Source organism: Streptomyces sp. NRRL S-337 (assembly GCF_000720175.1).
Lineage (GTDB): Bacteria > Actinomycetota > Actinomycetes > Streptomycetales > Streptomycetaceae > Streptomyces > Streptomyces siderophoricus.
The window spans coordinates 1-22,204 of sequence record NZ_JOIX01000085.1 but is presented as its reverse complement, the minus strand read 5'-3'; the positions used below and the strand labels follow the sequence as shown (position 1 = coordinate 22,204).

Genomic DNA, 22,204 nt, shown 5'->3' with positions numbered 1-22,204 from the left:
GCGGGGTGTGGTCAGCGGCCCCGGTACGTCGGGCTGCGGCGCTCCACGAAGGCGGCGACGCCTTCCCGGGCGTCCACCGTCGACATGGTGATCTCCTGGGCGGTGGCCTCGGCGGCGAAGGCGGCGGCCCGGTCGGTCTCGAACGACGCGTTCACCATCTGCTTGGTCAGCGCCAGGGCGCGGGTCGGGCCGGCCGCCAGCCGCTCGGCCCACTTCCGGGCGGTCTTCGCCAGTTCGCCGTCGGGGACGACCCGGTTGACCAGCCCGAGCCGCTCGGCCTCCGGGGCCGGCACCGCGTCGCCGAAGAACATCAGCTCCTTCGCCCGCTGCGGGCCGATCAGCCGGGGCAGGAGGTAGGCGCCGCCACCGTCCGGTACGAGGCCGCGGCGGGCGAACACCTCGATGAAGCGGGCCGATTCGGCGGCCAGTACGAGATCGCAGGCGAACGCGAGATGGGCGCCGAGCCCGGCCGCGGTGCCGTTGACCGCGGCGATGACCGGCTTCTCGCAGTCCAGGACCGCGGCGATGAACCGCTGGGCACCGCGCCGGATCATCCGCGCCACATCGCCGGAAGTCCGTTCCTCTCCGGCGCGTTCACCGGAGCCCGTGCCGCCGCGCAGGTCGGCGCCGGCGCAGAAGCCCTTGCCGGTCGCGGTGATGACCACGGCCCGTACGTCCGGGTCGGCCGACGCGTCCGCGAGCAGGCCGATGAGGCGTTCGCGCTGGTCCCAGGTGACGGCGTTCAGCGCGTCCGGGCGGTTGAGGGTGATCCACGAGACGCCGTTGTCAGTGGCGTGCAGTACCAATGAATCAAGCGCCTCGACGGGTTGGTCGGAGGCGGCGGAATCGGCGGAACGGCCGGGCGAGGACGGCGGGGAGAACGGGGAAGGCTCGGAGGTTGTCATGGGGGAACGGCTCCAGGGGGTGCGGTCGCGGGTGTGGCTGTGCCTGGGATCACGGCGGCGGTTGTGGCGATGGGGCCGGCCGCGGAGGGGGCGGTCGGGGTCAGTGGCAGACGGCGAGCGCGTCGAGGGCCACCGCGCCCTGCCCGCGCTCCAGGACCACCAGCGGGTTGATGTCCAGTTCGGCGAGTGCGCCGTCCAGTTCCAGGGCCATCCGCTGGACCCGGAGGACGACCTCGACCAGCGCGTCGACGTCCGCGGGCGGCCCGCCGCGTACGCCCTCCAGGAGGGCGCGGCCGCGGAGTTCGGCGAGCATCGCGCGCGCCTGGTCCTCGCCGAAGGGCGGTACGCCCACCGCGACGTCCCGCAGGACCTCGACGAGCACCCCGCCCAGCCCCACGGTCACGGTCGGCCCGAAGAGACGGTCGGGGGTGACCCCGACGACCATCTCGACACCCCGCTCGATCATCTGGCAGACGAGCACGCCGTCCAGCGGGACGTCCTCGTAGCGGGCGATGTCGGTGAGCTCGCGGTAGGCGTCCCTGACCTGGCTGGCCGAGGTCAGCCCGACCTTGACCAGTCCGAGCTCGGTCTTGTGCGCGAGCTGGGCCCCGGACGCCTTCATGACCACGGGATAGCCGACCAGGCTCGCCGCCCGTACGGCCGCCGCCGCGCTGGTCACCAGCTGTTCGCGGGGTACCCGGATGCCGTAGGCGCGCAGCAGTTGCTTCGCCGCGTGCTCGCTGAGCTGCTGGCCCGGGCGCAGCAGTGCCTGCGCCTTGCGGGCGGACGGGGACGGCACCCGCGGGGCGTCGTCGAAGGGCGAGCGGTAGTCGGCCGTGAAGCGGTGGTGGTCGAGATAGGCGCGTACGGCGGTGATGCAGTTGCCGAAGGTGCGGAAGGTCGCCACGCGCGAGGATCCGAGCAGCGTGCTGCGGTAGGCGTCCTCCGTACCGACCGGCGAGCCCCACACCACGCACACCAGCTTGTCGGTCTGCTCCGCCGCGTCCACCAGGTCCTGGGCGAGTTTGTCGCTCATCGGCGGGAAGGGGCCGGTGATCGGGCAGATCAGCACGCCGACGGCGGGGTCGGCGAGGATCGCGTCGATGATCTTGCGGCCGCGCCAGTCGCCGACGGGGTGCCCGCCGTTGTCGATCGGGTTGGCGACGGAGAGGTAGTCCGGTATCCACCGGTGCAGTTCGGCCTGCTTGGCGGTGTCCAGGGTGGGCAGCCGCAGCCCGGCGGCGGTCGCCAGATCGGCGAAGTGGGCGCCGGTGCCCCCGGAGATCGAATAGACCGCGACGCCCTCGGCGGTGGGCTTCCTGGCGCGGGCCAACAGCGCCGCGGTGTCCTGCAGTTCGTCGAGCCCGTCCACCCGGATCACCCCGAACTGGCGCATCGCGGCGTCCACGACCTCGTCCGCGCCGGTGAGCTTGCCGGTGTGCGAGGCGGCCGTGCGGGCGCCGGTCTCGGTGCGTCCCACCTTGACGGCGACGACGGGGACCTGGTGGCGGGCCGCGCGATCGGCCGCGAGCAGAAAGCTGCGGCCGTCCTTGAGCCCTTCCACATATGCCGCGATGGCCCCGACCTCGGGGCGGGTGGCGAAGTAGGAGAGGAAGTCGGCGGTCTCAAGATCGGCCTCGTTGCCGGTGGGGGCCCAGTGGGAAAGGCGGATGCCCAGTTCCTGGAGGGCGAAGACGGGACGGCCCTGGTGGCCTGACTGCGTGATCAGGGCGATGGCCGGGCCGTCGAGATCGTCACGGAACTTCTCGAAGGCGTTGAGGTTGGTGTTGGGGCCGAGCAGCCGCAGCCCGGAGCGTGCCACGGCCTCGGCCAGCCGGGCCTGGGCGGCCGCGCCCTCCTCCCCGGTCTCGGCGAATCCCGAGGCGAACGCCACCGCGAACTTCACCTTTGCCGTGGCGAGTTCCTCGATGAGCGGAAGGGGGTCGCTGACGAGCAGTACGGCGAGATCGACGGTCTCGGGGAGGTCGGCGACGGTGGCGTGACAGGGCAGCCCGAAGACCCGGGTGCGTCCGGGATTCACGGGGTGCAGCCGGGCGCCGACGCGCTCGGCCCAGGCGATGAGCTGGCGGGTGATGCCGGTGTTGGGGCGGCCCTCGCTGTCCGAGGCGCCGATCACGGCCACCGACTCCGGCCGGAAGAACCGGTCGAGGTCGGGCACCGGGGCGTACAGCGGTCGGCCGCTGACGTCCCGCTCGACCGCCTCGCCGGAGCCCCGGCCGCCCCGGCCGCCCCGGCCGCTCGGTCCGCCGCTGCCGGGGTGCGGTTCGCTCGTGCCGTGAACGGTGTGTGGTGGTTGCTCCCCACAGGCCACGACGCGGGCCGGCCGGGAGTGAGTGGTGAGGGTGCCGTGAGTCGATCCAAGCATCGCAGTCGCCCGCTCCTGTGTGACGGCTCTCATTGGCTGCGTTAACTGACGCTTAGTCAGATTACTGAACTGACGTCGTGTCAGGAATGGGGCGGATGTGAGAAGTGGGTGAGGGGCGTTCCATCCGTGGCAGGGGTGAGGCGGGGCGAGGTGGAGTGAGGTGGGGTCGGGGTTCCGTGATGGACCGTGCCCTCTTGCGTCGCCCGTCGCGCTGAGTTGAACTGACGTACCGTCAGAAAAGTGCAAACGGGGCGGTGCGCGGGTCGGGAGAAGGCCCGCCGTACGGAGCTGGTGGAGCTGGTGGAGCTGATGGGGGTGGTGGTCCGGTGAATGACGGAAGAGCGGCGGGGCGAGGGGCGGCGGCGGGCAGGGAGGCGGCGGAGGGAGGGAAGGAGGGGGTGCGCGGCGCAGCAAGGAGTGCCGCGCGGGCGGATCTGCCGGAGGTGGATGCCTTCACCCGGCCGTACTGGGAGGCGGCGGCCGAGGGGCGGTTGCTGCTGCGGCGTTGCCGGGCCGAGGGGTGCGGGCGGGCGCATCACTACCCGCGCGAGTTCTGCCCGTACTGCTGGAGCGAGGACGTCGGCTGGGAGCCGGCCGCCGGCCGTGGCACGCTCTACACCTGGTCCGTCGTGCACCGCAACGACCTCCCGCCGTTCGGGGACCGGGTGCCGTACGTGGCGGCGGTGGTCGATCTCACCGAGGGGCCCCGGATGATGACCGAGATCGTCGGTTGCCCGGACGCGGACCTGCGGATCGGCATGCCGCTGGTCGTGGACTTCCGCCGGGGGGCCACCGGATCGACGCCCCAGCCGGCCGACGGGGACGCGGACGCCTCGGGGTTCGTCGTGCCCGTGTTCCGGCCCGCGGGGAATTCGGTGGCGGGGTGAGACGGCCGGTTGCCATGCTGAACGGATGCTGATCCGCGAGGCGACCACGGCCGACTGGCCCGCCATCTGGCCGTTCTTCCACACCATCGTCGCCGCCGGTGAGACGTACACCTATCCGCGCGACCTCGACGAGGAGACCGGGCGCGAGATGTGGCTGCCGGCGCCGCCCGGCCGTACGGTCGTCGCCGTGGACGACGCCGGGACGGTGCTCGGCAGCGCGAAGATGAACCCCAACCACATGGGTGGCGCCTCGCACATCGCCAGTGCCAGCTTCATGGTCGACCCGCGGTGCGCCGGCCGCGGCGTCGGGCGGGCCCTGGGCGAACACGTCCTGGCCTGGGCCCGCGCCGAGGGCTACCGCGCCATGCAGTTCAACGCCGTGGTGGAGACCAACACCCGTGCCGTCGCCCTCTGGCAGTCCTTGGGCTTCACGATCATGACGACGCTGCCGGAGGGCTTCCACCACCCCACCAAGGGGTACGTGGGGCTGCACATCATGTACCAGCAGTTCTAGCCGGCCCGCGTCACGTCCCGCCGCGCCGCCGGGCCACGTCACGTTGCGCCACGCCATGGGCCGGACCGACTACGGCCAGAGCAGCTCCCGCTCCCAGCCTCCGGTGCCCGCTCGCCCGCTGCGCCGGTAGTTGAGGCGTACGTGACGGCGCCGGGCGTCTCCCTGGAAGAACTCGACCTCGTCGGGCTCCAGGACGTACAGCGTCCAGCTGGGCACCGGAGCCTCCGGCTCGCGCCGGGCGCGCTCCCACGCGGCCTCGGAGGCGCGTGCCAGCTCCTCGACCGAACCCAGTACCTCGCTCTGCCGGCCGACCAGCGCCGCGGCCAGCGCCCCCGTCGAACGGCGGTGCAGATCGGCCGCGCTCTCCTTCGGTCCCGCCTCGGTCACCGCCCCGCCGACCCGTACCTGGCGGCCCACCGCCGGCCAGTAGAAATCGAGGGCCGCCCGGGGCCGCGCGGCCAGTTCGCGGCCCTTGCGGCTGCCGCGGTGCGAGCCGAAGTGCCAGCCCCGCTCGTCGGCGTCGTGCAGCATCACGGTCCGTACGGAGGGGTTGCCGGCCGCGTCCGCCGTGGCCAGCGCCATGGTGTGCGGCTCCGGCTGGCCGGCCTCGGCGGCCTCCCGCAGCCACTGCCGGAACAGCGGCAGCGGTTCGGCCGGCGCCGCCTCCGGATCGAACGACGGCAGCTCGACGTCCCAGACCCGCAGTCCGCGCAGCAACTGCCGGAACGCCCGGCCCGCGGCGTCCACAGTGTGGGCGGCGTCCCCGCCCCCGTCGGCGCCGGGGGCGGCGGTGTCATGGTGCGGGGAACCGGCCGAGTGATCGCTCATGCCGGGCAGCGTACTCAGGCGGCGTACGGGGTCGCCGCTGCCGTTGCCGCCCTCGGAGCGCCGTAGTCCTTGAGCGTGATCGCCCGGGCGCCCCGCTGGACGTCCTCCGCGATCTTCTTCACCACGGCGTCCTTCCAGGGCATGTGCGGCAGCATCCGCAGCATCAGGTACCGGAGCCGGATCCCCCACCGGCTGTCCATGGTCATCTCCCGCGCGAACTTGCGCGCGAGCTCATGGTTGACCGCGACATAGCCGCGCATCTCCTCCTCGTAACGGGCGAACGCCACCTCCGGCGCGCCGCCCGCCGCCGCGAGCTCGCCGGCCAGGACGTACGCGCCGACCAGCGCCATCCCCGTGCCCTGCCCCGACGCCGGTGAGGGGCAGTGCGCGGCGTCGCCGAGGAGCACCACCCGTCCGCGGGACCAGCGGTCCATCTCGACCAGGTGCAGCCCGTCGAAGTAGAGGTCCGGGGCCGAGCGGGCCGCTTCCAGCATCCGCGAGGTCCGCCAGCCGGCCCCGGCGAACCCGTTTTCCAGCAGGGCCAGTTGCTGTGCCCGGTCCCGGTGGTCGTAGCTCAGCCGGGGCGAGCGGAAGGCGAGAAGGCCCTTGGCCGCCGGGTCCTTGGCCGAGCTGTACGCGCAGACCAGGCGGCCGGGCTCGGCGTAGTACAACTCCTCGCGGTCCAGGCGGAGTTCGTTCGGCATGGAGAACGCCGAGAGGTACACGCCGAGGTGCCGCAGGAACGTCTCCTCCGGGCCGAAGGCCAGCCGGCGGACGGTCGAGTGCAGCCCGTCGGCACCGACGACGAGATCGAAGCGGCGGGGCGCGCCCCGCTCGAAGGTCACCTCGACGCCGTTGCCGTCGGCGGTCGGGGTGAGGGAGGCGATCGAGTCGCCGAAGACGTACTCGACGTCCGCGCGGGTGCGTTCGTACAGGATGCGGGCCAGGTCGCCGCGCATGATCTCGTCGTCCCGGCCGGTCCGGGCGCCGAAGATCGCGGCGGGGAGGGTGGCGACGCGCGTGCCGTCGGCCTTCACGTAGGCGCCGTTCTGCATGTCCGTACTGGCGCGCTGGATGTCCTCCAGGATCCCCATGCGGTCGGCGACCTCGACCGACGCGCCGCGGATGTCGACCTTGTAGCCGCCGGTCCGCAGTGCGGGCGCGCGCTCGACGACGGTCACGGAGAAGCCGTAGCGGTGCAGCCAGAGGGCGAGCGCCGGGCCGGCGATGCTCGCGCCGGAGATCAGGACGGTCCTGGGCATGACGGGATTCCCTTCAGAAACGGTGCGCTGGCGGGTGGTTGGGCCGGTGAGGACCCGATGCCTCGACTATACGAGCGTCTTAAACGCTTGTCTATGACGGATGTATAGATCGGGCTTCGGGTCGGCTTCCTGTCCGGCTTCCGGTCCGGCTTCCGTCGCTCGGGAAAATGCTTCGACCGGCGCGACGGGGGTCGTTACGCTCCCGGCATGCGCTTCCTTCAGATCTACGGCTGACACGTCGTCGGGCGGTCCACCCGCCCCACGGCTTCTCCCTGCCCTCTTGCGGCCCTCTCGCCGTAGCTCTGCGAAGAAGGAAGTCCCGGTATGCCCCGCACTGCCCATATCGCCATGGTCGGCACGCCCATGGTCAGTCATGTCCTGCCCAGCCTGGAGATCATCCGTGAGCTGGTGTCCCGTGGTCATCGCGTCACGTACGCCAACACCGACCACCCCGCCGAGCTGATCGCCCCCACCGGCGCCACGCTCGTCCGCTACACCTCCACCCTGCCGGTCGCCGACAACGCCTGGCCGACGGACCCGGTCGCCGCGGCCTCGCTCTTCCTCGACGACGCGATCGCCGTACTGCCGCAGTTGCGCGCCGTTTACGACGACGACCCCGCCGACCTGTACCTCTACGACGTCGGGGCGTACGCCGGCCGTGCGCTGGCCGAGGCGCAGGGCCGCGACGTCGTCCAGCTGTCACCGACCTTCGTGGGCTGGGAGGGTGCCCAGGAGGAGATCGGGGCGGCGTTCGACGGGCTGCCGGGGGCCGAGGCGTACCAGGCCCGGTTCACCGCCTGGCTGGCGCGGTGCGGGGCGGTCACCACGGACTTCGCCGAGTTCTCCGGCCGGCCGCGCCGGGCGCTGGCGACGATCCCGCGAGCGATGCAACCGCACGCGGACCGGGTGGACGACGCCGCGGTGACCTTCGTCGGGCCGTGCCTGGGCTCCCGTGCGGAGCAGGGCGGCTGGGTCCGGCCGGCCGGTGCGGAGAAGGTGCTGCTGGTGTCGCTGGGCTCGGCGTTCACCCGGCAGCCGGAGTTCTACCGCCGCTGTGTGGCGGCCTTCGGGGATCTGCCGGGGTGGCACGTGGTGCTGCAGATCGGCAAGTACGTCGATCCGGCCGAGCTGGGCCCGGATGTGCCGGCGAACGTCGAAGTGCGGTCCTGGGTACCGCAGTTGGCGATCCTGGAGCAGGCGGACGCGTTCGTGACGCACGCCGGGATGGGCGGCAGCAGCGAGGGGCTGTACGCCGGTGTGCCGATGATCGCGGTGCCGCAGGGCGCCGAGCAGTTCCTCAACGCCGACCGGCTGGTCGAACTGGGTGTGGCCCGCCGGATCGACACCGCGGACGCCACCCCGGAGGCGCTGCGTACGGCCCTGCGGGAGCTGACCACCGATCCGCGGGTGGCGGCCCGCTCGGCCGCGCTGCGGGCGGAGTCCCGTGCGGAGGGCGGCGCACGCCGGGCCGCCGACCTGATCGAGGAGCGGCTGGCGGTCTGACGCGGCGGGGCGGGGGCGGCCTGGGCGGCTGCCCCCGCTTCCGCACCACCGCCCCCCTCGGCCGCTACCGCCGCTCTGGCACCACCGTCCCCCTCGGCCGCTATCCGGCTCTGGCCCCACCACCCCTCGGCCGCTGTCCCGCGCTAGTCCCGCCCCAGCACCACCGTCCCCGACGAGCAGAACCAGCCGCCGGTGCCGGAGGCGACCGCGAGCTGCGGGAGGGTGCCGTCGGGGCGGTGGACCTGGCGGTCCGGGCCGGCCTCGCCGCGAAGCTGGCGTACCGCCTCGACCAGCAGGAACAGCCCGCGCATCCCGGGGTGGCAGGCGGCCAGGCCACCGCCGTCGGTGTTCACCGGCAGCGCGCCGTCCCGCAGCAGCCGCCCCTTCTCGACGAACGCGCCGCCCTCCCCCTTGGCGCAGAAGCCCAGGTCCTCCAGCGTCACCAGGGTCATGTAGGTGAAGGCGTCATAGATCTGCGCGAGATCGATCTCGCACGGCCGGACGCCCGCCCGCTCGAAGGCCAGCCGCCCCGAGACCGCCGCCGGCGAGACCGTGAAGTCGTCCCAGTCGGACATCGTGGTGTGCGAGACCGCGGTGCCGGAACCGAGCACCCACACCGGGGGTTTGGCCAGGTCGGGGACGTGGTCCTCGGCGACCAGCAGGACCGCGCAGCCGCCGTCGGAGCGGATGCAGCAGTGCAGTTTGGTGAACGGGTCGGCGATCATCGGGCCGGCCAGCACGTCGTCGACGGTGATCGGGTCGCGGTACAGGGCGTCCGGGTTGGCCGCCGCGTTGGCCCGCGCCTGCACGGCTACCTGGGCCAGCTGTTCCGCCGTCGTGCCGTACTGGTGCATGTGGCGGCGCGCGGCCATGGCGTACTTGGCGATCAGGGTGTGGCCGTAGGGGACCTCGAACTGGAGCGGGCCCCGGGCGCCGAACGAGAGGTTGGCGGTGCGGCGCCGGGCCTTGAGGTCGGCGCGGGCGGTGGAGCCGTAGACGAGGAGGACGGCGTCGGCGTGGCCCGCGGCGATCGCGTCGGCGGCGTGCGCGGCCATCACCTCCCAGGTGGCGCCGCCCACCGAGGTCGAGTCCACCCAGGTGGGGCGCAGTCCCAGGTACTCGGCGACCTCGACGGGCGCGAGGGTGCCCAGCCCGGCCGAGGCGAAGCCGTCGATCACCGACCGGTCCAGTCCGCTGTCGGCGAGCGCCCGGCGGGCGGCCTGGGCGTGCAGCGCGTACGGGGTGGCCTCGTCCACCCGGCCGCAGTCGGACAGGGCGACCCCGGCGACGGCCACCTTGCGGTTCCCGGAGCGAGGGCCGGAAGCTGGTGAAGGCATGAATCTGACGGTACATCAGATGTAGACGGTTGCGGCAGGGGTCGTCCGACGGGCTCCCGACCGGGTGCGATCGCCCCGCCCGCCTCGGAAATCGTGCCGCCCGTCTCTGGGAAACTGCGTCCCCGCTCCCTACTATGACGGGCCGTCAGATCGCGTTGGCGCACGCCCGCCGGCCCCGGCGGGCGTGGTCGCACGGCCGGGAGGAGCCCGCCGATGGATGCCGCGTTCACCGAGGAGCAGCACGCAATCCGCCGCACGCTGCGCGCACTGCTGGACAAACGCTGCGGCCCGGACGAGGTCAAGGCGGCGGTGCGTACCCCACCCGGTTACGACGAGGAGCTGTGGCGGGAGCTCGCCGGCCGGCTCCACCTGCCCGGTCCGGCCCTGCCCACCGTGTACGGCGGGGCCGGACGGGGGCCCACCGAACTCGCCCTGGCCTGCGAGGAGACCGGCCGCACCGTCCTGCCCTCGCCGCTGATCGCCACCGCCGCGCTGGCCGCCCCGTTGATCCTCGCGCTGGGCAGCGAGCGGCAGCGCGCCGGAGTGCTGCCGGCCCTCGCCTCCGGTGAGCTGACCGGCACGCTGGCCGTACCGGGTGGCCGGCTCCCCACCGCGCTGGCACTGGCCGGGCCGAACGACGGCGACTGGGCGGGCGGCGGCCGGGCCGGCGGGATCCAGGCGCACAAGGAGGAGGGCGGTACCGGCTGGCGGCTGTACGGGGAGGCCGGGCAGGTGCTGAACGGGCACACCGCCGAGGTGCTGGTGGTGGCCGCGCACACCGGCGGGTTCGCGCGCAGCGGCACCCGGCTCTTCCTGGTCCGGGTGGCCGGTGCGGCCGGGCTGCGGCGGACCCGGCAGACCGTGGTGGACGAGACCCGGCCGCAGGCCCGGCTCGAACTGCGGGACGTACCGGCCGCGTTGCTGGGCGAGGAGGGCGGCGAGGCGGCGTCCGCGGTCGGCCCGGCACTGGCCGCGACCGGTGTGGCGGCGGCCGCGGCGCTGGCCGTCGAGGCGGTCGGGGCGGCCGCCGCGGCGCTGGCCGGTACCGTCGCGCACGTCAGGGAGCGGGAGCGGTTCGGCCGGCCGGCCGGGCCCTTCCAGGCCGTGCGGCACCGGCTCGCCGACCTCTACGTGACGCTGCAGGCGGCCCGCTCGGCGGCGTACCACGCGGCCTGGACGGCGGGCCGCGGGTCCCTCGGGGCGGACGGGTCCTTGGGTGCGTACGGCAGCGGGCCCGGAGTCACCGGCCGGGCCGGTGAGCGGGCGGTCGCGGCGCTGGCGCTGGCACAGGCGCTGGAGGCGCTGCGCGCGGTGGCGGCCGAGGCGGTGCAGCTGCCCGGCGGGACCGGCTCCACCTGGGAGCACGCGGCGCATCTGTACTTCAAGCGCGCGGCCGGCGACGAGCTGCTGCTGGGCCCGGTGCACCGGCTGCGGGCCCGGGCGGCCGAGGAGGCGGGACTGTTCGCGGGGGCGGGGCGCGGCGCGGGCCGTACGGCGGGTCTGCCGGCGGGGGTGGACGCCTGATGCCGGGGAGAAGCCTCGAACCGTCGACGGCGGGGGAGGAGCGGCTGATGCGGCGGCTGGTGCAGAAGGTCTCCGCGACCCGGACGTTCGCCCGGATCGCCCCGCACGTTGTCCCGGCCCTGGACGGTCTCGTGCACCGGCTGACCGGGGGCAGGGTGCTGCTCAGCGCCCGGATGCTGCCCGGACTGGTCCTGACGGCGACCGGCGCCCGGAGCGGACAGCCGCGGCGGACCCCGCTGGCCTGCCTGCCGGAGGAGGGTGGCAGCTGGCTGCTGATCGGCAGCAACTTCGGGCGTCCGGGCCACCCCGCCTGGACCGGAAACCTCCTCAAGTGCCCGGAGGCGACGGTCAGTTGGCGCGGTGAGGAGATCGCCGTACGGGCCCGGCTGCTGCGCGGTGCGGAGCGGGCGCGGGCGTGGCGGGCGGCGCTGGTGTTCTGGCCGCCGTACGCCGCCTATCAGGAGCGGGTGGAGCGGGAGATCCGGCTGTTCCGGCTGGAGCGGCGCTGACCGGTCCGGGTGCGTGCCCCCGGGCCGGAGGGTGTGCGTTCCGCGTCCACATGCGCACAGCGGGTGCCTCGGCGCCCCTGGGAGGGGCGGCCGGCACCCGCTGTGTGTGCGGTACAGCTATGGCAGGACGGATATCAGGACCGACGGCGGAACGGGCCCGGATGCAACGGGTCTTGGAGGCGCGGCGCTTCTCGGGCCGCTTCCTCGAAGGGCTGCCGGTTGCCGGGTGCCCGGTCTTCCGGCTCGGATGGCCTCGTTCGGGTTACTGGCTGGGCCTCTTGGTGCGGACGGCTTGCTCTGCTTACCTGGTCGGCTTCTTGCCGGTGATGCCGAAGTGCACCAGCAGCGCCAGGTTGGGCTTGAGCTCGGCCTGCTTCACGCCCCAGCTCTGGAAGCCCTTCTGGTGACTGGCGACCGCCGCGAGCATCGCGACGATCGAGCCGGCCATGGCTGCCGGGCTGACGTCCTTGTCGACCTTGTTCTTGCTCTGGAGCTCCTGGATGGAGTCGGTGAGCGAGTTGGTGACGGCGTTGAGGATCTTCATGCGGATCTTGTAGAACCGCTTGTCGCCCTCGGCGGCACCCAGGTCGACGACGCGCAGAATCGCATCGTTCTTGCGCCAGAAGGAGAGGAAGCCGTCGACCAGCTCCTCCGCCGCCTGCCAGCCGGACTTGCCCACCCAGGAGCGTTCGGCGACAAGATCGGTCAGAGTGGCGCCTTCTTTGGCCATCTCCTCGGCGATTTCAAGGACGGCACCTTCGACGTCCGGGAAGTACTGATAGAACGTAGCGGGCGAAGTCCCCGCTTTTCGGGCCACATCGATGACCTTGACGTCCCGGTAGGGGGACGAACTGAGCATTTCACTGAGGCAGTCGAGAAGCTTTTGCCGCGTCGCCTGTCCGCGGCGGCCGGCCACTCTGCCGTCGACGGTTCGTACTTGTCCTGTCATGCCGTCAGCTTACCGAGGGGTGATCGGAGCGCGATTTGGCTGCCTGCAAATGGGGATGCGGGAGTTCGGCCTCCGCGGCCCCTGTTACCGCACCGGTGGCGAACCCGCTCGTGGTCCTGGCGCGCGGGGCGCGGCTTGGTCCGAACCGGTGAATGCTCTTATCAACAGCCTGTGGACAACTTCGGTGGATAAGCGGTCACGCTCCGTGCAGAAAATGCCGGATGTCGACCGGAATTCTGAATTCCCTTCGCCCGGCACGCACGAACCGGTACTAGCGTGGACATATAGCTGCTGCGGTGGCCCGCAACGACGGCCCGGGGGGAAAGCCGTGCGGAGAATGGACGGACGCTTTGTTTCCGGACCGCCGTTCGTCGTGGAGGATCGGTGTGGTCCCGAAGTGGCCCGCGCCGGCGCAGAATTGGCCGGCCGTCCCGGCTGCCGCGCACAGGGGCGCCAACTCGCCGGTAACCGACGGTCCCGTCACCCGCTGGTGCACCTGTCGGCGCACGTCAGGCCGGGTGGGGTGACGCCGGGTAACGGGTCCGGGGCGGGATGCGGGGGGCACGCCAGGACACGACGGACGGGCCCCGGGTTCGCAACCATCGGCGCGGCCAGGAAGAATCAGCACGCGTACGGCCGTTTCGATGGTCCTCGCCGCAGGCGCGGACACGCTGCACGGGGCAGTGGCTCTCGGCGGCTCGTGGCTTTTGAGAGTCTCTTTTTTACGCCCCACGGGGAGGTGGCAGACAAGTGGTGGAGCAGCTGAAGCAGCTGACGCAGCACGATCCCCGGCGGATCGGGCCGTTCGAGGTGCTCGGCCGACTCGGGGCCGGCGGCATGGGACTGGTGTACCTGGCCCGTTCGGCGTCCGGCCGGCGCGTGGCGATCAAGACGGTACGTACCGAGCTCGCCGAGGACCAGCTGTTCCGGGTCCGCTTCACACGCGAGGTCGAGGCGGCCCGCGCGGTCAGCGGCTTCTACACCGCGGCGGTGGTGGACGCCGATCCGCGCGCGGCGGTGCCGTGGCTGGCGACGGCCTACGTCCCCGCACCCTCCCTGGAGGAAATAGTCAATGAGTGCGGTCCGCTGCCGGCCCAGGCGGTGCGCTGGCTGGCGGCCGGGATCGCCGAGGCACTGCAGTCCATCCACGGCGCCGGCCTGGTCCATCGCGACCTGAAGCCGTCGAACGTGCTGGTCGTCGAGGACGGCCCCAGGGTGATCGACTTCGGTATCGCCTCCGGGGTGTCCAACACCCGGCTGACGATGACCAACGTGGCCGTGGGCACCCCTGCCTACATGTCGCCCGAGCAGGCCCGGGACTCGCGCAGCGTCACGGGCGCCAGCGACGTCTTCTCCCTCGGCTCCACGCTGGTCTTCGCCGCCACCGGGCACGCGCCCTTCCACGGCGCCAACCCGGTCGAGACGGTCTTCATGCTGCTGCGCGAGGGCCCCGATCTGACCGGGCTGCCGGACGAACTGCGTCCGCTCATGGAGTCCTGTATGCAGATGGAGGCGGCCCACCGGCCGTCCCCCGCCGACCTGCAGTCTCAGCTCGCCCCGCACCTCTTCGGCTCCGGCAGCGACGACAGCGGTACCGCGTCGGCCTGGCTGCCGCCCGGTGCGGTGGCGCTCATCGAGAGCCGGCGCGGCGGCCGCTCCGCCGTACCGCAGGAGAGCCGGCAGGCGGCCTCCGGGCGCGGCCCGGGCCGTCCCGCGCCCGCCGCACCGCCCCTCCCGCCGTCGCCGCCCCAGGCGCCCGTGGCGGCCCTGCCACAGCCCGCCCAGGCACCGCCGCGGCCGGAGAACGCGCCCGCGGACGGCTGGCCCGGCCGGATCGGCGCCGGGCCCGGCGCCCACCGCAGTGGCGATCCGCGCGGCGCCCACCCCGGCCCGATGCCGCAGCCGCAGCCGGCCGCGCTCGGCCCGGACGTCTCGACGGCCCGGGTCACCCCGGTCTCCGCGGCACCGCCCGCCGCACCGTCCCCGGCCGCCGCGCTCTCCGCGGCGCCCGCGGAGGGCGCCGCCGGGCCCGTCCACCTCGGCGGCTCGGCCGCCCCGATAGGGCCGGGGCCGCGCGCCGACACCCGGGAGCCGCAGCCCCGCGGGCAGGCCGGTGCCGCGACGAACTGGGTCCGGCCGCCCGGTGGCGGGCCGGTCACCGGCCTGCCGCAGCAGGGCGCGCCCGGCGGTGCGCCGGCGCCCGAGGGCGGCGCCGCGGCTCCGGCCGAGGCACCGCCCGCCGACCCGGGCCGCTGGCGCCCCTGGCGGTTCCGGATGTCCAACGACGTCTGGGGCACCCCCGCCGTGGACGGCGAACTGCTCTACGTCACCTCCTTCGAGGTGCACGCGCTCGACGTGGCCAGTGGGCGGCGCAGGTTCAAGACCCGCGACGTCGCCTGGGCGATGGCGGTCGCGGACGGCCGGATCCACGCCTCGGACGGCCCGAGCCTGTACGCGCTGGACGCCATCGACGGCACCGACCGCTGGCGGCTGAACACCGACGGCTGGGTCTACGCCCTCAAGGTCGACCGCGGGACCGTGGTCACCAGCACCCGCGGCGGCGGCGTCCAGGCGTGGGAGGCCGCCACCGGCGAACTGCTGTGGGAGACGACCGGCGTCCAGACCGACTTCGAGACCGCCGAGGCCGGTCCGGTGATCCACGACGGCACGGTGTTCGTCTGGGCCGACGCCCGGCTGAAGGCGCTGGAGGCGCGTACCGGCGCGGAGCGTTGGTCGTACCCGGTCGGTGACGCGGCAGCCTGCGGCGGGGTGCCGATGCGGCTGCTGCCGGCGCCGGACGGGACGGTCTACGTCGTGGCCGGCACCCGGGTGCTGGCGCTCGACATCGCCCGCGGCGACGTGCGCTGGCACTTCGAGGCGCCCGCGGTGTTCCTCAGCCCGCCCGCCTTCGCCCCCGGACCGGCGGTCACCGGCGGTGGGGTCTATCTGGCGGACTACCTCGGGACGGTCTACGCGCTGGACCCGGCGGACGGCCGCGACCGCTGGCGGATCGCCACCGAGGCCCGGCAGTCCACCGAACCGGTGCTGGTCGCGCACGGCGCGGTCCACCTGGGCAGCGGCAAGGCGCTCTACACCCTGGACGCGGTGACCGGCACGCCGCGCTGGCGCTTCCAGGCGGGCGCGGAGGTCGTCGGTTCCCCGGTCGTCGCGGAGGGCCGGGTGCACTTCGGGTCGGCCGACCACTGCCTGTACACCCTCGACGCGATGGGCGGCCAGCTGCGCTGGAAGCTGGCGACCGGCGGGGAGATCACCGGTTCGCCGGTGGCGGTCGGCGGTGTGGTCTACGCCTGCAGCAAGGACCGCTGCGTGTACGCGCTGGACGCGGCGAAGGGCACGGGACAGGCCCGGCGGTCCTGACCGACGGGCCGGCCCGGCGGCGCTGAGCGCCGGGCGCCCGGCCGGCCCGAGCACCCCGCCCGGCCACCCCGGCCCTCACTCCCCGCCCGGCCACCCCGGCCCTCACTCCCCGCCCTACTCCTCGTCCTCCGGAGGGCGGGGCTGCCGCTGCTCTCTGCCCCACTCCACGGGAGGGGTCGGCGGCGGGCGGCGGGCCGGCATGGTCGGCGGCGGCTCGTGTCCGTACGGCTCCTGCTGCGGCGTACGGGGCTGCTGGGGCGTAGGCGGCTGCTGGGGCGCCGGTGGCTGCTGCCGGGCCGGTGGTGGCGGGGGGACCGGCGGCAGCGGCGTGGTGGGGGTGTCGTCGTCGGCGCGGGGCGGACCGCCGGAGCGGCCCGGCGGCGGGGGCGGCGGCGCACCGGTGCCCGCCGGTCCGCCGGTGTACGGCTCCGGGTCCCACTCCTCGGCGCCGGGGCGGCCGGCGTCCCACGGCTCGGGCGGACCGGGCGGATAGGCCGCGGGCGGGTAGGCGGCCGGCGGACGGGCTTCCGGGGGGTAGCCGGAGGGCGCGTCGTAGCGGTCGTCGGGCGGGTAGGGGCCGTACCCGTCGTCGTAGCGGCGGTCGTCGTAGTCGCGGTCGTCGTGGCGCCGGTCGTACCCGCGGTCGTACACCCGCCGGTCGCGGCCCCGCATGACGAGCGCGCCGAGCAGCAGCAGGGCGCCGCCGCCGAGCGCGTTGGCCACGCCCACGCCCAGCCCGCGGGCGCCGGCGGTCAGTTCGCTCGCGGCCTGGCCCTGGCGCACCATCCACAGGATCGTGAAGCCGAGCACCACCACGCCGGCCACCGCGACCAGCGCCCGGGAGCGCAGCGCGACTCCGATCAGCGCCAGCAGCGCCGCGAAGGCCATGGGCAGCACGACGGAGCCGAACAGCGCGGCGCTGTTGGGGGTGATGCCGTTGAAGAGGTCCTCGATCCGGATGTCGCTGCCGTGACGGCCGTCGTACCAGGGACGGAAGGGGCTCCATACGGCGGCCGTCGCTCCGATGAGGGCGATCAGCGACCCGAGAACGTTGCGCACCACGGGCGTCGCCTCGCTTCGGATCGTTCGGTCATCCTCCGTGACCGACGCTACGCCTGCCCCTCGGCACCCGCTAGACACGTTGGGCCGGACGCGTGCCGGGGCCCGTACGGGCCGTCCCGGGCTCTTGCTAGGGTGCCGTGCACGCGTCAAACCGCAGTCCGGCGGGCTCGAAGTTTCCACGGGGGATAGGCGATCATGAAGCAGCGCACACGCACGGGCACGGCCGGCGACGGTGCCCGCAGGGCGACCAGGGTGGCGGTGGCCGGCGGACTGGCACTGGCCACGGTCGCCACGGTCGGGGGGTGCGCCTTCAGCCGCCCGCGGGTGGCGATGCCGACCGCCCTCGCGAGCCCCAGCGCCACCGGGTACGACTCGACCCCCACGGGCTACCCGACGGACAGCTACTCGCCGTCGTACTCGCCCTCGCCGACCGAGGAGACCTACGACCCGGACGGGCGGGCGGACGCCACCGGCAGCAACTGCGACTTCTCCAACTCGCTGCGCCAGTTCACCTACACGGTGTCCATCACCAACCCGTCGACGACCTCCTCGTACTCCTACGACATGGCCGTGAACTGGATGAAGGCCAAGCCGGCCGACGGCAAGGCGTACGGGCTGCACGAGCGGTCGATCGTCGTGGGCCCCGGTGCCACCGAGACCTACACCGCCAAGTACACGGTCAACCAGTCCTCCATCGGGCAGTTCTGGTTCACCTGCCAGATCACCCGGGCGCACAAGACCAAGATGTAGGGCCGGACGTCCCGGCCGCGGCCGGGACGCGGGGTCATCTGACGAGCGGGGGCGTCCGCTCCTTCCGGGCGGCGAACAGTTCCGCCTGGCGGTCCGGCGGCAGATTGCCCAGCGCGATCAGCGCCGGGGCCTGCGCCCGCGCCTGCCCCCGGCCCGCCTCGTGGGCCGCCCACAGGGCCCGTACGGTGCCCTGGACCGCTTCGGTCGGCTGGGCGGCGAGGACGGCGGCCCGGCGCAGCGCGACCTCGGCCGCGGCGCCGGGCGCGGTCAGCTCGGAGACCAGGCCGATCGCGTACGCGCGCGGGGCCCCCAGCCGCTCGGCGGTGCCCATCAGGGCCAGCCGCGCGGCCTCCCCGTAGGGCATCCGCTGCGCCATGGTGAGCGACTCGTAGGCGCTGACCATCCCGTAGGTGGTGTGCGGGTCGAAGAAGGTGGAGTTCTCGGAGGCGACGATGAACTCGGCCTCGCCCAGCAGGTAGAAGGCGCCGCCGCAGGCCATGCCGTCGACCGCGGCGATGACCGGTTTCCACAGGTCGTTGGCCTTCGGGCCGATGGTGAGCAGCGGATCGTCGAGGGAGTAGGGCGAGGACGGCTGGGGGACGTCTACGTCGCGGTCGATGCCGGTGCAGAAGGCGCGGCCGCCGGCGCCGGTGACGACCGCGGCCCGTACGGAGTCGTCGAACCGGAACTGCCGCCAGGTCAGGGCGAGTTCACCGGCGGTGGCCAGGTCGATCGCATTGTGCCGCGCCGGCCGGTCCAGGGTGACCAGCGCGACGCCGTCCTTGATCTCGATGCGCAGGGTCATGGCCGCTCCAGGACCCAGCGCGGCACGGTCAGGCCTCCGGGCGGCGTGTGGAAGACAGCCTTCACCGGGGCGCCGATCCGCAGCCGGTCCGGGGCGACGGAGTTGAGCGGGGCGTCCGCGGCGGTGACGAGGTTGCCGACGAGGCGGATGCGGGGGGCGTCGGCCAGTTCCACGACGATCGCGTTGTAGCCGGGCAGGTCCGCGTACGCGGGCAGCAGCGGCGGGTGCGGGACGACGTAGGACCAGATGCGGCCGCGGCCGCTCATCTTTTGCCAGTGGGTGGCGAAGGACTGGCAGTGCGGGCAGCACGGCCGGGGCGGGAAGCGGAGCTCGTCGCAGTCGGCACAGGACTGGACGCGGAGTTCACCCCGCGCGGCGTACTCCCAGAAGGGGGCGCCGTCGTCGTCGACGACCGGTGTCAGCAGCATCTCAACTCCTCAGCAGAAGCGCGGAGGTGGGCACGCCCTCGCCCGCGGTGACCAGGCAGGTCGCGGCGCCCGGCACCTGTGCGGTGCTGGTGCCGCGCAGCTGCTTGACGCCCTCGGTGATCAGGTTGAAGCCGTGTACGTACGCCTCGGAGAGGCCGCCGCCGCCGGTGTTGAGCGGCAGCCGGCCGCCGATCTCCAGGGCGCCGCCTTCCGTGAAGGCCGCGCCCTCGCCGCGCCCGCAGAAGCCGTAGCCCTCCAAGGAGAGCGGGATGAGCGGGGTGAAGGCGTCGTAGATCTGCGCGACGTGCACGTCCTGCGGCCCGAAGTCGGCCTGCTTCCACAGTTGCCGGGCGGCGGTCCAGGCCGGCCCGGTCAGCGGGTCGTCGTTCCAGTAGTTGACCATCCCGTGGTGCTGGGCGGGCAGGCCCTGGGCGGCGGAGTGGACGTACACGGGCCGGTGGCGGCAGTCGCGGGCCCGCTCGGCGGAGACCAGGACGCACGCCAACGCCCCGTCCGTCTCCAGGCAGTTGTCGAAGAGGCAGAGCGGTTCGCTGATCCAGCGGGCGGTCATGTACATCTCGCGGGTCAGCGGGCGGTCGTACATCATCGCGGCCGGGTTCTGGTTGGCCCGGTTGCGGCAGGCGAGCGCGACGTTGAAGAGGTGGTCGCGGGTGGCGCCGTACTCGTGCATGTAGCGGCGGGCCAGCATGCCGATCTCGTCGGCCGGGCGCAGCAGTCCGAAGGGCCGGGTCCACTGTCCGGGGGTCGGCAGCTGCACCTGGGTGTTCTTCCAGGGCCGCGGTCCCGAGCCGCGCTTGCGGGAGCGCCAGGCGACGCCGACGTGCGCCTGTCCGGTGGCGATGGCGGCGGCCAGATGGGCGACCGTCGCGCAGGAACCCCCGCCGCCGTAGCCGACCTTGGAGAAGAAGGTGACGTCCCCGGCGCCGATCGCCTTGGCCGTCTCGACCTCGTCGGTCTCCTCCATGGTGTACGAGGCGAAGGCGTCCACCTCCGAGGCGGCGATCCCGGCGTCGTCGAGTGCGGCGACGATCGCCCGGCAGGCCAGCGTCTTCTCCGAATCCTGGAGCCGTTTGGCGAACGGGGTCTGTCCGATGCCGGCTATCGCCGTCGCGTCCTTGAGGGTCGCCCCCATCGCCACCTCCGGGGTCCGTCGTCCGTACTGACAGCCGAGGAGGCTACCGCTAATCTGACGGGTAGTCAGCTACTGGGCAGCCACCGGTCTCCGGTCGGCGGCCGGAACTTCTTCCGCGGGAGGCAGCGCGATGGGCGACGACGCGGCGGTGCGGGCGGACCTGGAGCACGGCACCATCCCCCGCCTGGTGCGCGCCGCCGCCCGGCGGTACGGCCCCCGGGAGGCGGTGGTCGAGGGCCGCACCCGGGTGACCTACGCGGAACTCGGCGCGCGCGTCGAGCGGGCGGCCGCCGCCTGCATCGCCTCCGGAATCACGCCCGGCGACCGGGTCGCCGTCTGGGCGCCCAACACCCTCGACTGGATCGTCTCGGCCCTCGGCGCGGTCACCGCCGGCGCCGTCCTCGTCCCGGTCAACACCCGCTTCAAGGGCACCGAGGCCGCCGACCTCCTGCATCGCACCCGCGCCCGGCTGCTCTTCGTCACCGGCACCTTCCTCGGCACCTCCTACGTGGCCGCCCTGCGCCGCGCGACCGCGGAGACCACCGGCGGACTCCCGCACCTGGAACAGGTGGTGGTGCTCTCGGACAGCGCCCCCGAGGGCTACCGCACCTGGAAGCAGTTCCTCACGGCCGGCGACCGGATCACGAACGAAGAGGTCCGGCGCCGCGCCGACGCGGTGCGGCCCGACACCCCCTCCGACATCATCTTCACCTCGGGCACCACCGGCCGCCCCAAGGGCGCCGTCATCACCCACGAGCAGACCCTGCGCTGCTACGGCGTCTGGAGCGAACTGGCGGGCCTGCGCACGGGCGACCGCTATCTGATCGTCAACCCGTTCTTCCACACCTTCGGCTACAAGGCGGGCATCATCGCCTGCCTGCTCCGGGGCGCGGTGATGGTGCCGCAGCCGGTGTCCAGCGTGGACACCACGCTGGCCAACCTCGCCGCCGAACGGATCTCGGTGCTGCCCGGCCCGCCCACCCTGCACCAGTCCCTCCTCGACCACCCGGCCCGCGGCACGCACGACCTGACCGCGCTGCGCCTGGTGGTGACCGGTGCGGCCGTGGTCCCGCTGCAACTCGTCGAGCGGCTGCGCGCCGAACTGGGCGTTCGCACGGTCCTGACCGCGTACGGGCTCTCCGAGGCGAGCGGCCTGGTCACGATGTGCCGCCGCGACGACGACCCGGCGGTCATCGCCGCGACCTCGGGCCGCGCGATCCCCGACACGGAGGTACGGGTCCTCGCCGGACCGGGCGAGCCTGGCGAGGTGCTGGTGCGCGGCCACCAGGTCATGCGCGGCTACTTCGAGGACCCGGAGGAGACCGCGAAGGCCGTGGACGCCGACGGCTGGCTGCACACCGGCGACGTCGGCGTCCTCGACCCGGCGGGCAACCTCCGGATCACCGACCGCATCAAGGACATGTTCATCGTCGGCGGCTTCAACGCCTACCCCGCCGAAATAGAGCAACTCCTCGGCCGCCACCCGGACATCCTCGACGTCGCCGTCATCGGCATCCCCGACCCGCGCCTCGGCGAGGTCGGCAAGGCCTACGCGGTCCGCCGCCCCGGCGCGGCCCTCACCGCGGACGACCTGATCGCCTGGTCCCGCCGCGAAATGGCCAACTACAAGGTGCCACGAGAGGTCACGTTCGTGACGGAACTGCCCCGCAACGCCAGCGGCAAGCTGTGCAAACGGGGTTTGCGGTGAGGCCCACGTACTTGGCTGTCCCGCCGCGGGGCTCGCTGTTGTGCGCTTTGCGGCGCCCCCGCACGTAGCTTGCGCCTGCGGCGGGCTGGGTTTGTGTTGGGTGCGGTGACGGTCCTCCGGGGCCTTGTTCGTGGACTGCTGTCGCTTTACGTCCACGAACAAGGCCCCGGAGGACCGTCACCTCCCGTTGAGGGAGTGTGCGGGTGTGTGGGGGCGTGCGTCGTCGAGCACGCACCCGGCGGCCCTGGTCAGCGGGAATAGCTCCGCCCGCGTGTCCGGTTGTGGCCCCACAGGGGGCCCTCGCGACCCTTACGGG

At 73.5% G+C, this 22,204-nt stretch carries 18 protein-coding genes; 8 read left to right on the top strand and 10 right to left on the bottom strand.

The window, feature by feature from the left end:
* Positions 1-11: 11 nt before the first annotated feature.
* Together IG62_RS0135170 and IG62_RS0135165 are read right to left on the bottom strand one after the other, a co-directional pair.
* The gene (locus IG62_RS0135170; protein ID WP_030813179.1) at positions 12-806 is read right to left on the bottom strand and encodes an enoyl-CoA hydratase-related protein; all 795 of its coding nucleotides are present in this window, start codon (positions 804-806) and stop codon (positions 12-14) included.
* A gap of 199 nt (positions 807-1,005) precedes the next feature.
* The gene (locus IG62_RS0135165; protein WP_030813176.1) at positions 1,006-3,291 is read right to left on the bottom strand and encodes an acetate--CoA ligase family protein; all 2,286 of its coding nucleotides are present in this window, start codon (positions 3,289-3,291) and stop codon (positions 1,006-1,008) included.
* Between the two features lie 398 nt (positions 3,292-3,689).
* Between IG62_RS0135165 and IG62_RS0135155 the strand changes: the two genes are divergently transcribed.
* Both IG62_RS0135155 and IG62_RS0135150 read left to right on the top strand, forming a co-directional pair.
* Entirely contained in the window at positions 3,690-4,178 is a 489-nt protein-coding gene (locus IG62_RS0135155; RefSeq protein WP_030813173.1) for a Zn-ribbon domain-containing OB-fold protein, read from the top strand.
* 25 nt (positions 4,179-4,203) lie between these two features.
* Entirely contained in the window at positions 4,204-4,692 is a 489-nt protein-coding gene (locus tag IG62_RS0135150) for a GNAT family N-acetyltransferase (protein WP_030813170.1), read from the top strand.
* Positions 4,693-4,761: 69 nt separating this feature from the next.
* On the opposite strand, the gene IG62_RS0135145 is transcribed toward IG62_RS0135150, so the two are convergent.
* Both IG62_RS0135145 and IG62_RS0135140 read right to left on the bottom strand, forming a co-directional pair.
* The gene (locus tag IG62_RS0135145) at positions 4,762-5,520 is read right to left on the bottom strand and encodes a pyridoxine/pyridoxamine 5'-phosphate oxidase (RefSeq protein WP_078872440.1); all 759 of its coding nucleotides are present in this window, start codon (positions 5,518-5,520) and stop codon (positions 4,762-4,764) included.
* Between the two features lie 14 nt (positions 5,521-5,534).
* On the bottom strand, positions 5,535-6,782 hold the full coding sequence (locus tag IG62_RS0135140) for an FAD-dependent monooxygenase (protein ID WP_037840091.1): 1,248 nt from the start codon (positions 6,780-6,782) through the stop codon (positions 5,535-5,537).
* A 324-nt stretch (positions 6,783-7,106) separates the two neighbouring features.
* Between IG62_RS0135140 and IG62_RS0135135 the strand changes: the two genes are divergently transcribed.
* Complete coding sequence (locus IG62_RS0135135) at positions 7,107-8,285, top strand: macrolide family glycosyltransferase (protein ID WP_037840087.1); 1,179 nt, start codon at positions 7,107-7,109, stop codon at positions 8,283-8,285.
* A 143-nt stretch (positions 8,286-8,428) separates the two neighbouring features.
* Here IG62_RS0135135 and IG62_RS0135130 read toward each other — a convergent pair whose 3' ends face one another.
* Positions 8,429-9,622, bottom strand: coding sequence for a thiolase C-terminal domain-containing protein (locus IG62_RS0135130; RefSeq protein ID WP_030813158.1), 1,194 nt, complete (start codon positions 9,620-9,622; stop codon positions 8,429-8,431).
* A gap of 213 nt (positions 9,623-9,835) precedes the next feature.
* On the opposite strand from IG62_RS0135130, the gene IG62_RS0135125 reads away from it, so the two are divergent.
* Both IG62_RS0135125 and IG62_RS0135120 read left to right on the top strand, forming a co-directional pair.
* On the top strand, positions 9,836-11,146 hold the full coding sequence (locus IG62_RS0135125; protein ID WP_030813156.1) for an acyl-CoA dehydrogenase family protein: 1,311 nt from the start codon (positions 9,836-9,838) through the stop codon (positions 11,144-11,146).
* Positions 11,146-11,655, top strand: a complete 510-nt coding sequence (locus IG62_RS0135120; protein ID WP_234326870.1) for a nitroreductase family deazaflavin-dependent oxidoreductase — start codon at positions 11,146-11,148, stop codon at positions 11,653-11,655. Before IG62_RS0135125 ends, IG62_RS0135120 begins: the two co-directional genes overlap by 1 nt.
* Before the next feature lie 301 nt (positions 11,656-11,956).
* Here IG62_RS0135120 and IG62_RS0135115 read toward each other — a convergent pair whose 3' ends face one another.
* Entirely contained in the window at positions 11,957-12,604 is a 648-nt protein-coding gene (locus tag IG62_RS0135115) for a TetR family transcriptional regulator (protein ID WP_030813152.1), read from the bottom strand.
* Between the two features lie 750 nt (positions 12,605-13,354).
* On the opposite strand from IG62_RS0135115, the gene IG62_RS0135110 reads away from it, so the two are divergent.
* Positions 13,355-15,982, top strand: a complete 2,628-nt coding sequence (locus IG62_RS0135110; protein ID WP_030813150.1) for a PQQ-binding-like beta-propeller repeat protein — start codon at positions 13,355-13,357, stop codon at positions 15,980-15,982.
* A 114-nt stretch (positions 15,983-16,096) separates the two neighbouring features.
* On the opposite strand, the gene IG62_RS49970 is transcribed toward IG62_RS0135110, so the two are convergent.
* Complete coding sequence (locus IG62_RS49970; protein WP_030813148.1) at positions 16,097-17,044, bottom strand: hypothetical protein; 948 nt, start codon at positions 17,042-17,044, stop codon at positions 16,097-16,099.
* A gap of 195 nt (positions 17,045-17,239) precedes the next feature.
* On the opposite strand from IG62_RS49970, the gene IG62_RS0135100 reads away from it, so the two are divergent.
* Positions 17,240-17,794 (top strand): hypothetical protein, encoded by a 555-nt coding sequence (locus IG62_RS0135100; protein ID WP_030813145.1) that lies wholly within the window; start codon positions 17,240-17,242, stop codon positions 17,792-17,794.
* Between the two features lie 34 nt (positions 17,795-17,828).
* On the opposite strand, the gene IG62_RS0135095 is transcribed toward IG62_RS0135100, so the two are convergent.
* The 3 genes from IG62_RS0135095 to IG62_RS0135085 are packed head-to-tail and all read right to left on the bottom strand — an operon-like array spanning position 17,829 to position 20,180.
* The gene (locus IG62_RS0135095) at positions 17,829-18,599 is read right to left on the bottom strand and encodes an enoyl-CoA hydratase/isomerase family protein (RefSeq protein ID WP_030813143.1); all 771 of its coding nucleotides are present in this window, start codon (positions 18,597-18,599) and stop codon (positions 17,829-17,831) included.
* On the bottom strand, positions 18,596-19,027 hold the full coding sequence (locus IG62_RS0135090; RefSeq protein ID WP_030813141.1) for a Zn-ribbon domain-containing OB-fold protein: 432 nt from the start codon (positions 19,025-19,027) through the stop codon (positions 18,596-18,598). The genes IG62_RS0135095 and IG62_RS0135090 overlap by 4 nt, the downstream gene beginning before the upstream one ends.
* Before the next feature lies 1 nt (position 19,028).
* Entirely contained in the window at positions 19,029-20,180 is a 1,152-nt protein-coding gene (locus tag IG62_RS0135085; protein ID WP_030813136.1) for a lipid-transfer protein, read from the bottom strand.
* Between the two features lie 130 nt (positions 20,181-20,310).
* On the opposite strand from IG62_RS0135085, the gene IG62_RS0135080 reads away from it, so the two are divergent.
* Positions 20,311-21,888, top strand: a complete 1,578-nt coding sequence (locus tag IG62_RS0135080; RefSeq protein ID WP_199812565.1) for a FadD3 family acyl-CoA ligase — start codon at positions 20,311-20,313, stop codon at positions 21,886-21,888.
* The last annotated feature ends 316 nt before the right edge of the window (positions 21,889-22,204 follow it).

What these genes read in the sequence shown, in the direction of transcription:
- IG62_RS0135165 (WP_030813176.1), bottom strand. Translation starts at nt 3,291, where the DNA reads ATGCTTGGATCGACTCACGGCACCCTCACCACTCACTCCCGGCCGGCC.
- IG62_RS0135150 (WP_030813170.1), top strand. Translation starts at nt 4,204, where the DNA reads ATGCTGATCCGCGAGGCGACCACGGCCGACTGGCCCGCCATCTGGCCG.
- IG62_RS0135145 (WP_078872440.1), bottom strand. Translation starts at nt 5,520, where the DNA reads ATGAGCGATCACTCGGCCGGTTCCCCGCACCATGACACCGCCGCCCCC.
- IG62_RS0135140 (WP_037840091.1), bottom strand. Translation starts at nt 6,782, where the DNA reads ATGCCCAGGACCGTCCTGATCTCCGGCGCGAGCATCGCCGGCCCGGCG.
- IG62_RS0135135 (WP_037840087.1), top strand. Translation starts at nt 7,107, where the DNA reads ATGCCCCGCACTGCCCATATCGCCATGGTCGGCACGCCCATGGTCAGT.
- IG62_RS0135130 (WP_030813158.1), bottom strand. Translation starts at nt 9,622, where the DNA reads ATGCCTTCACCAGCTTCCGGCCCTCGCTCCGGGAACCGCAAGGTGGCC.
- IG62_RS0135125 (WP_030813156.1), top strand. Translation starts at nt 9,836, where the DNA reads ATGGATGCCGCGTTCACCGAGGAGCAGCACGCAATCCGCCGCACGCTG.
- IG62_RS0135120 (WP_234326870.1), top strand. Translation starts at nt 11,146, where the DNA reads ATGCCGGGGAGAAGCCTCGAACCGTCGACGGCGGGGGAGGAGCGGCTG.
- IG62_RS0135115 (WP_030813152.1), bottom strand. Translation starts at nt 12,604, where the DNA reads ATGACAGGACAAGTACGAACCGTCGACGGCAGAGTGGCCGGCCGCCGC.
- IG62_RS0135100 (WP_030813145.1), top strand. Translation starts at nt 17,240, where the DNA reads ATGAAGCAGCGCACACGCACGGGCACGGCCGGCGACGGTGCCCGCAGG.
- IG62_RS0135095 (WP_030813143.1), bottom strand. Translation starts at nt 18,599, where the DNA reads ATGACCCTGCGCATCGAGATCAAGGACGGCGTCGCGCTGGTCACCCTG.
- IG62_RS0135090 (WP_030813141.1), bottom strand. Translation starts at nt 19,027, where the DNA reads ATGCTGCTGACACCGGTCGTCGACGACGACGGCGCCCCCTTCTGGGAG.
- IG62_RS0135085 (WP_030813136.1), bottom strand. Translation starts at nt 20,180, where the DNA reads ATGGGGGCGACCCTCAAGGACGCGACGGCGATAGCCGGCATCGGACAG.
- IG62_RS0135080 (WP_199812565.1), top strand. Translation starts at nt 20,311, where the DNA reads ATGGGCGACGACGCGGCGGTGCGGGCGGACCTGGAGCACGGCACCATC.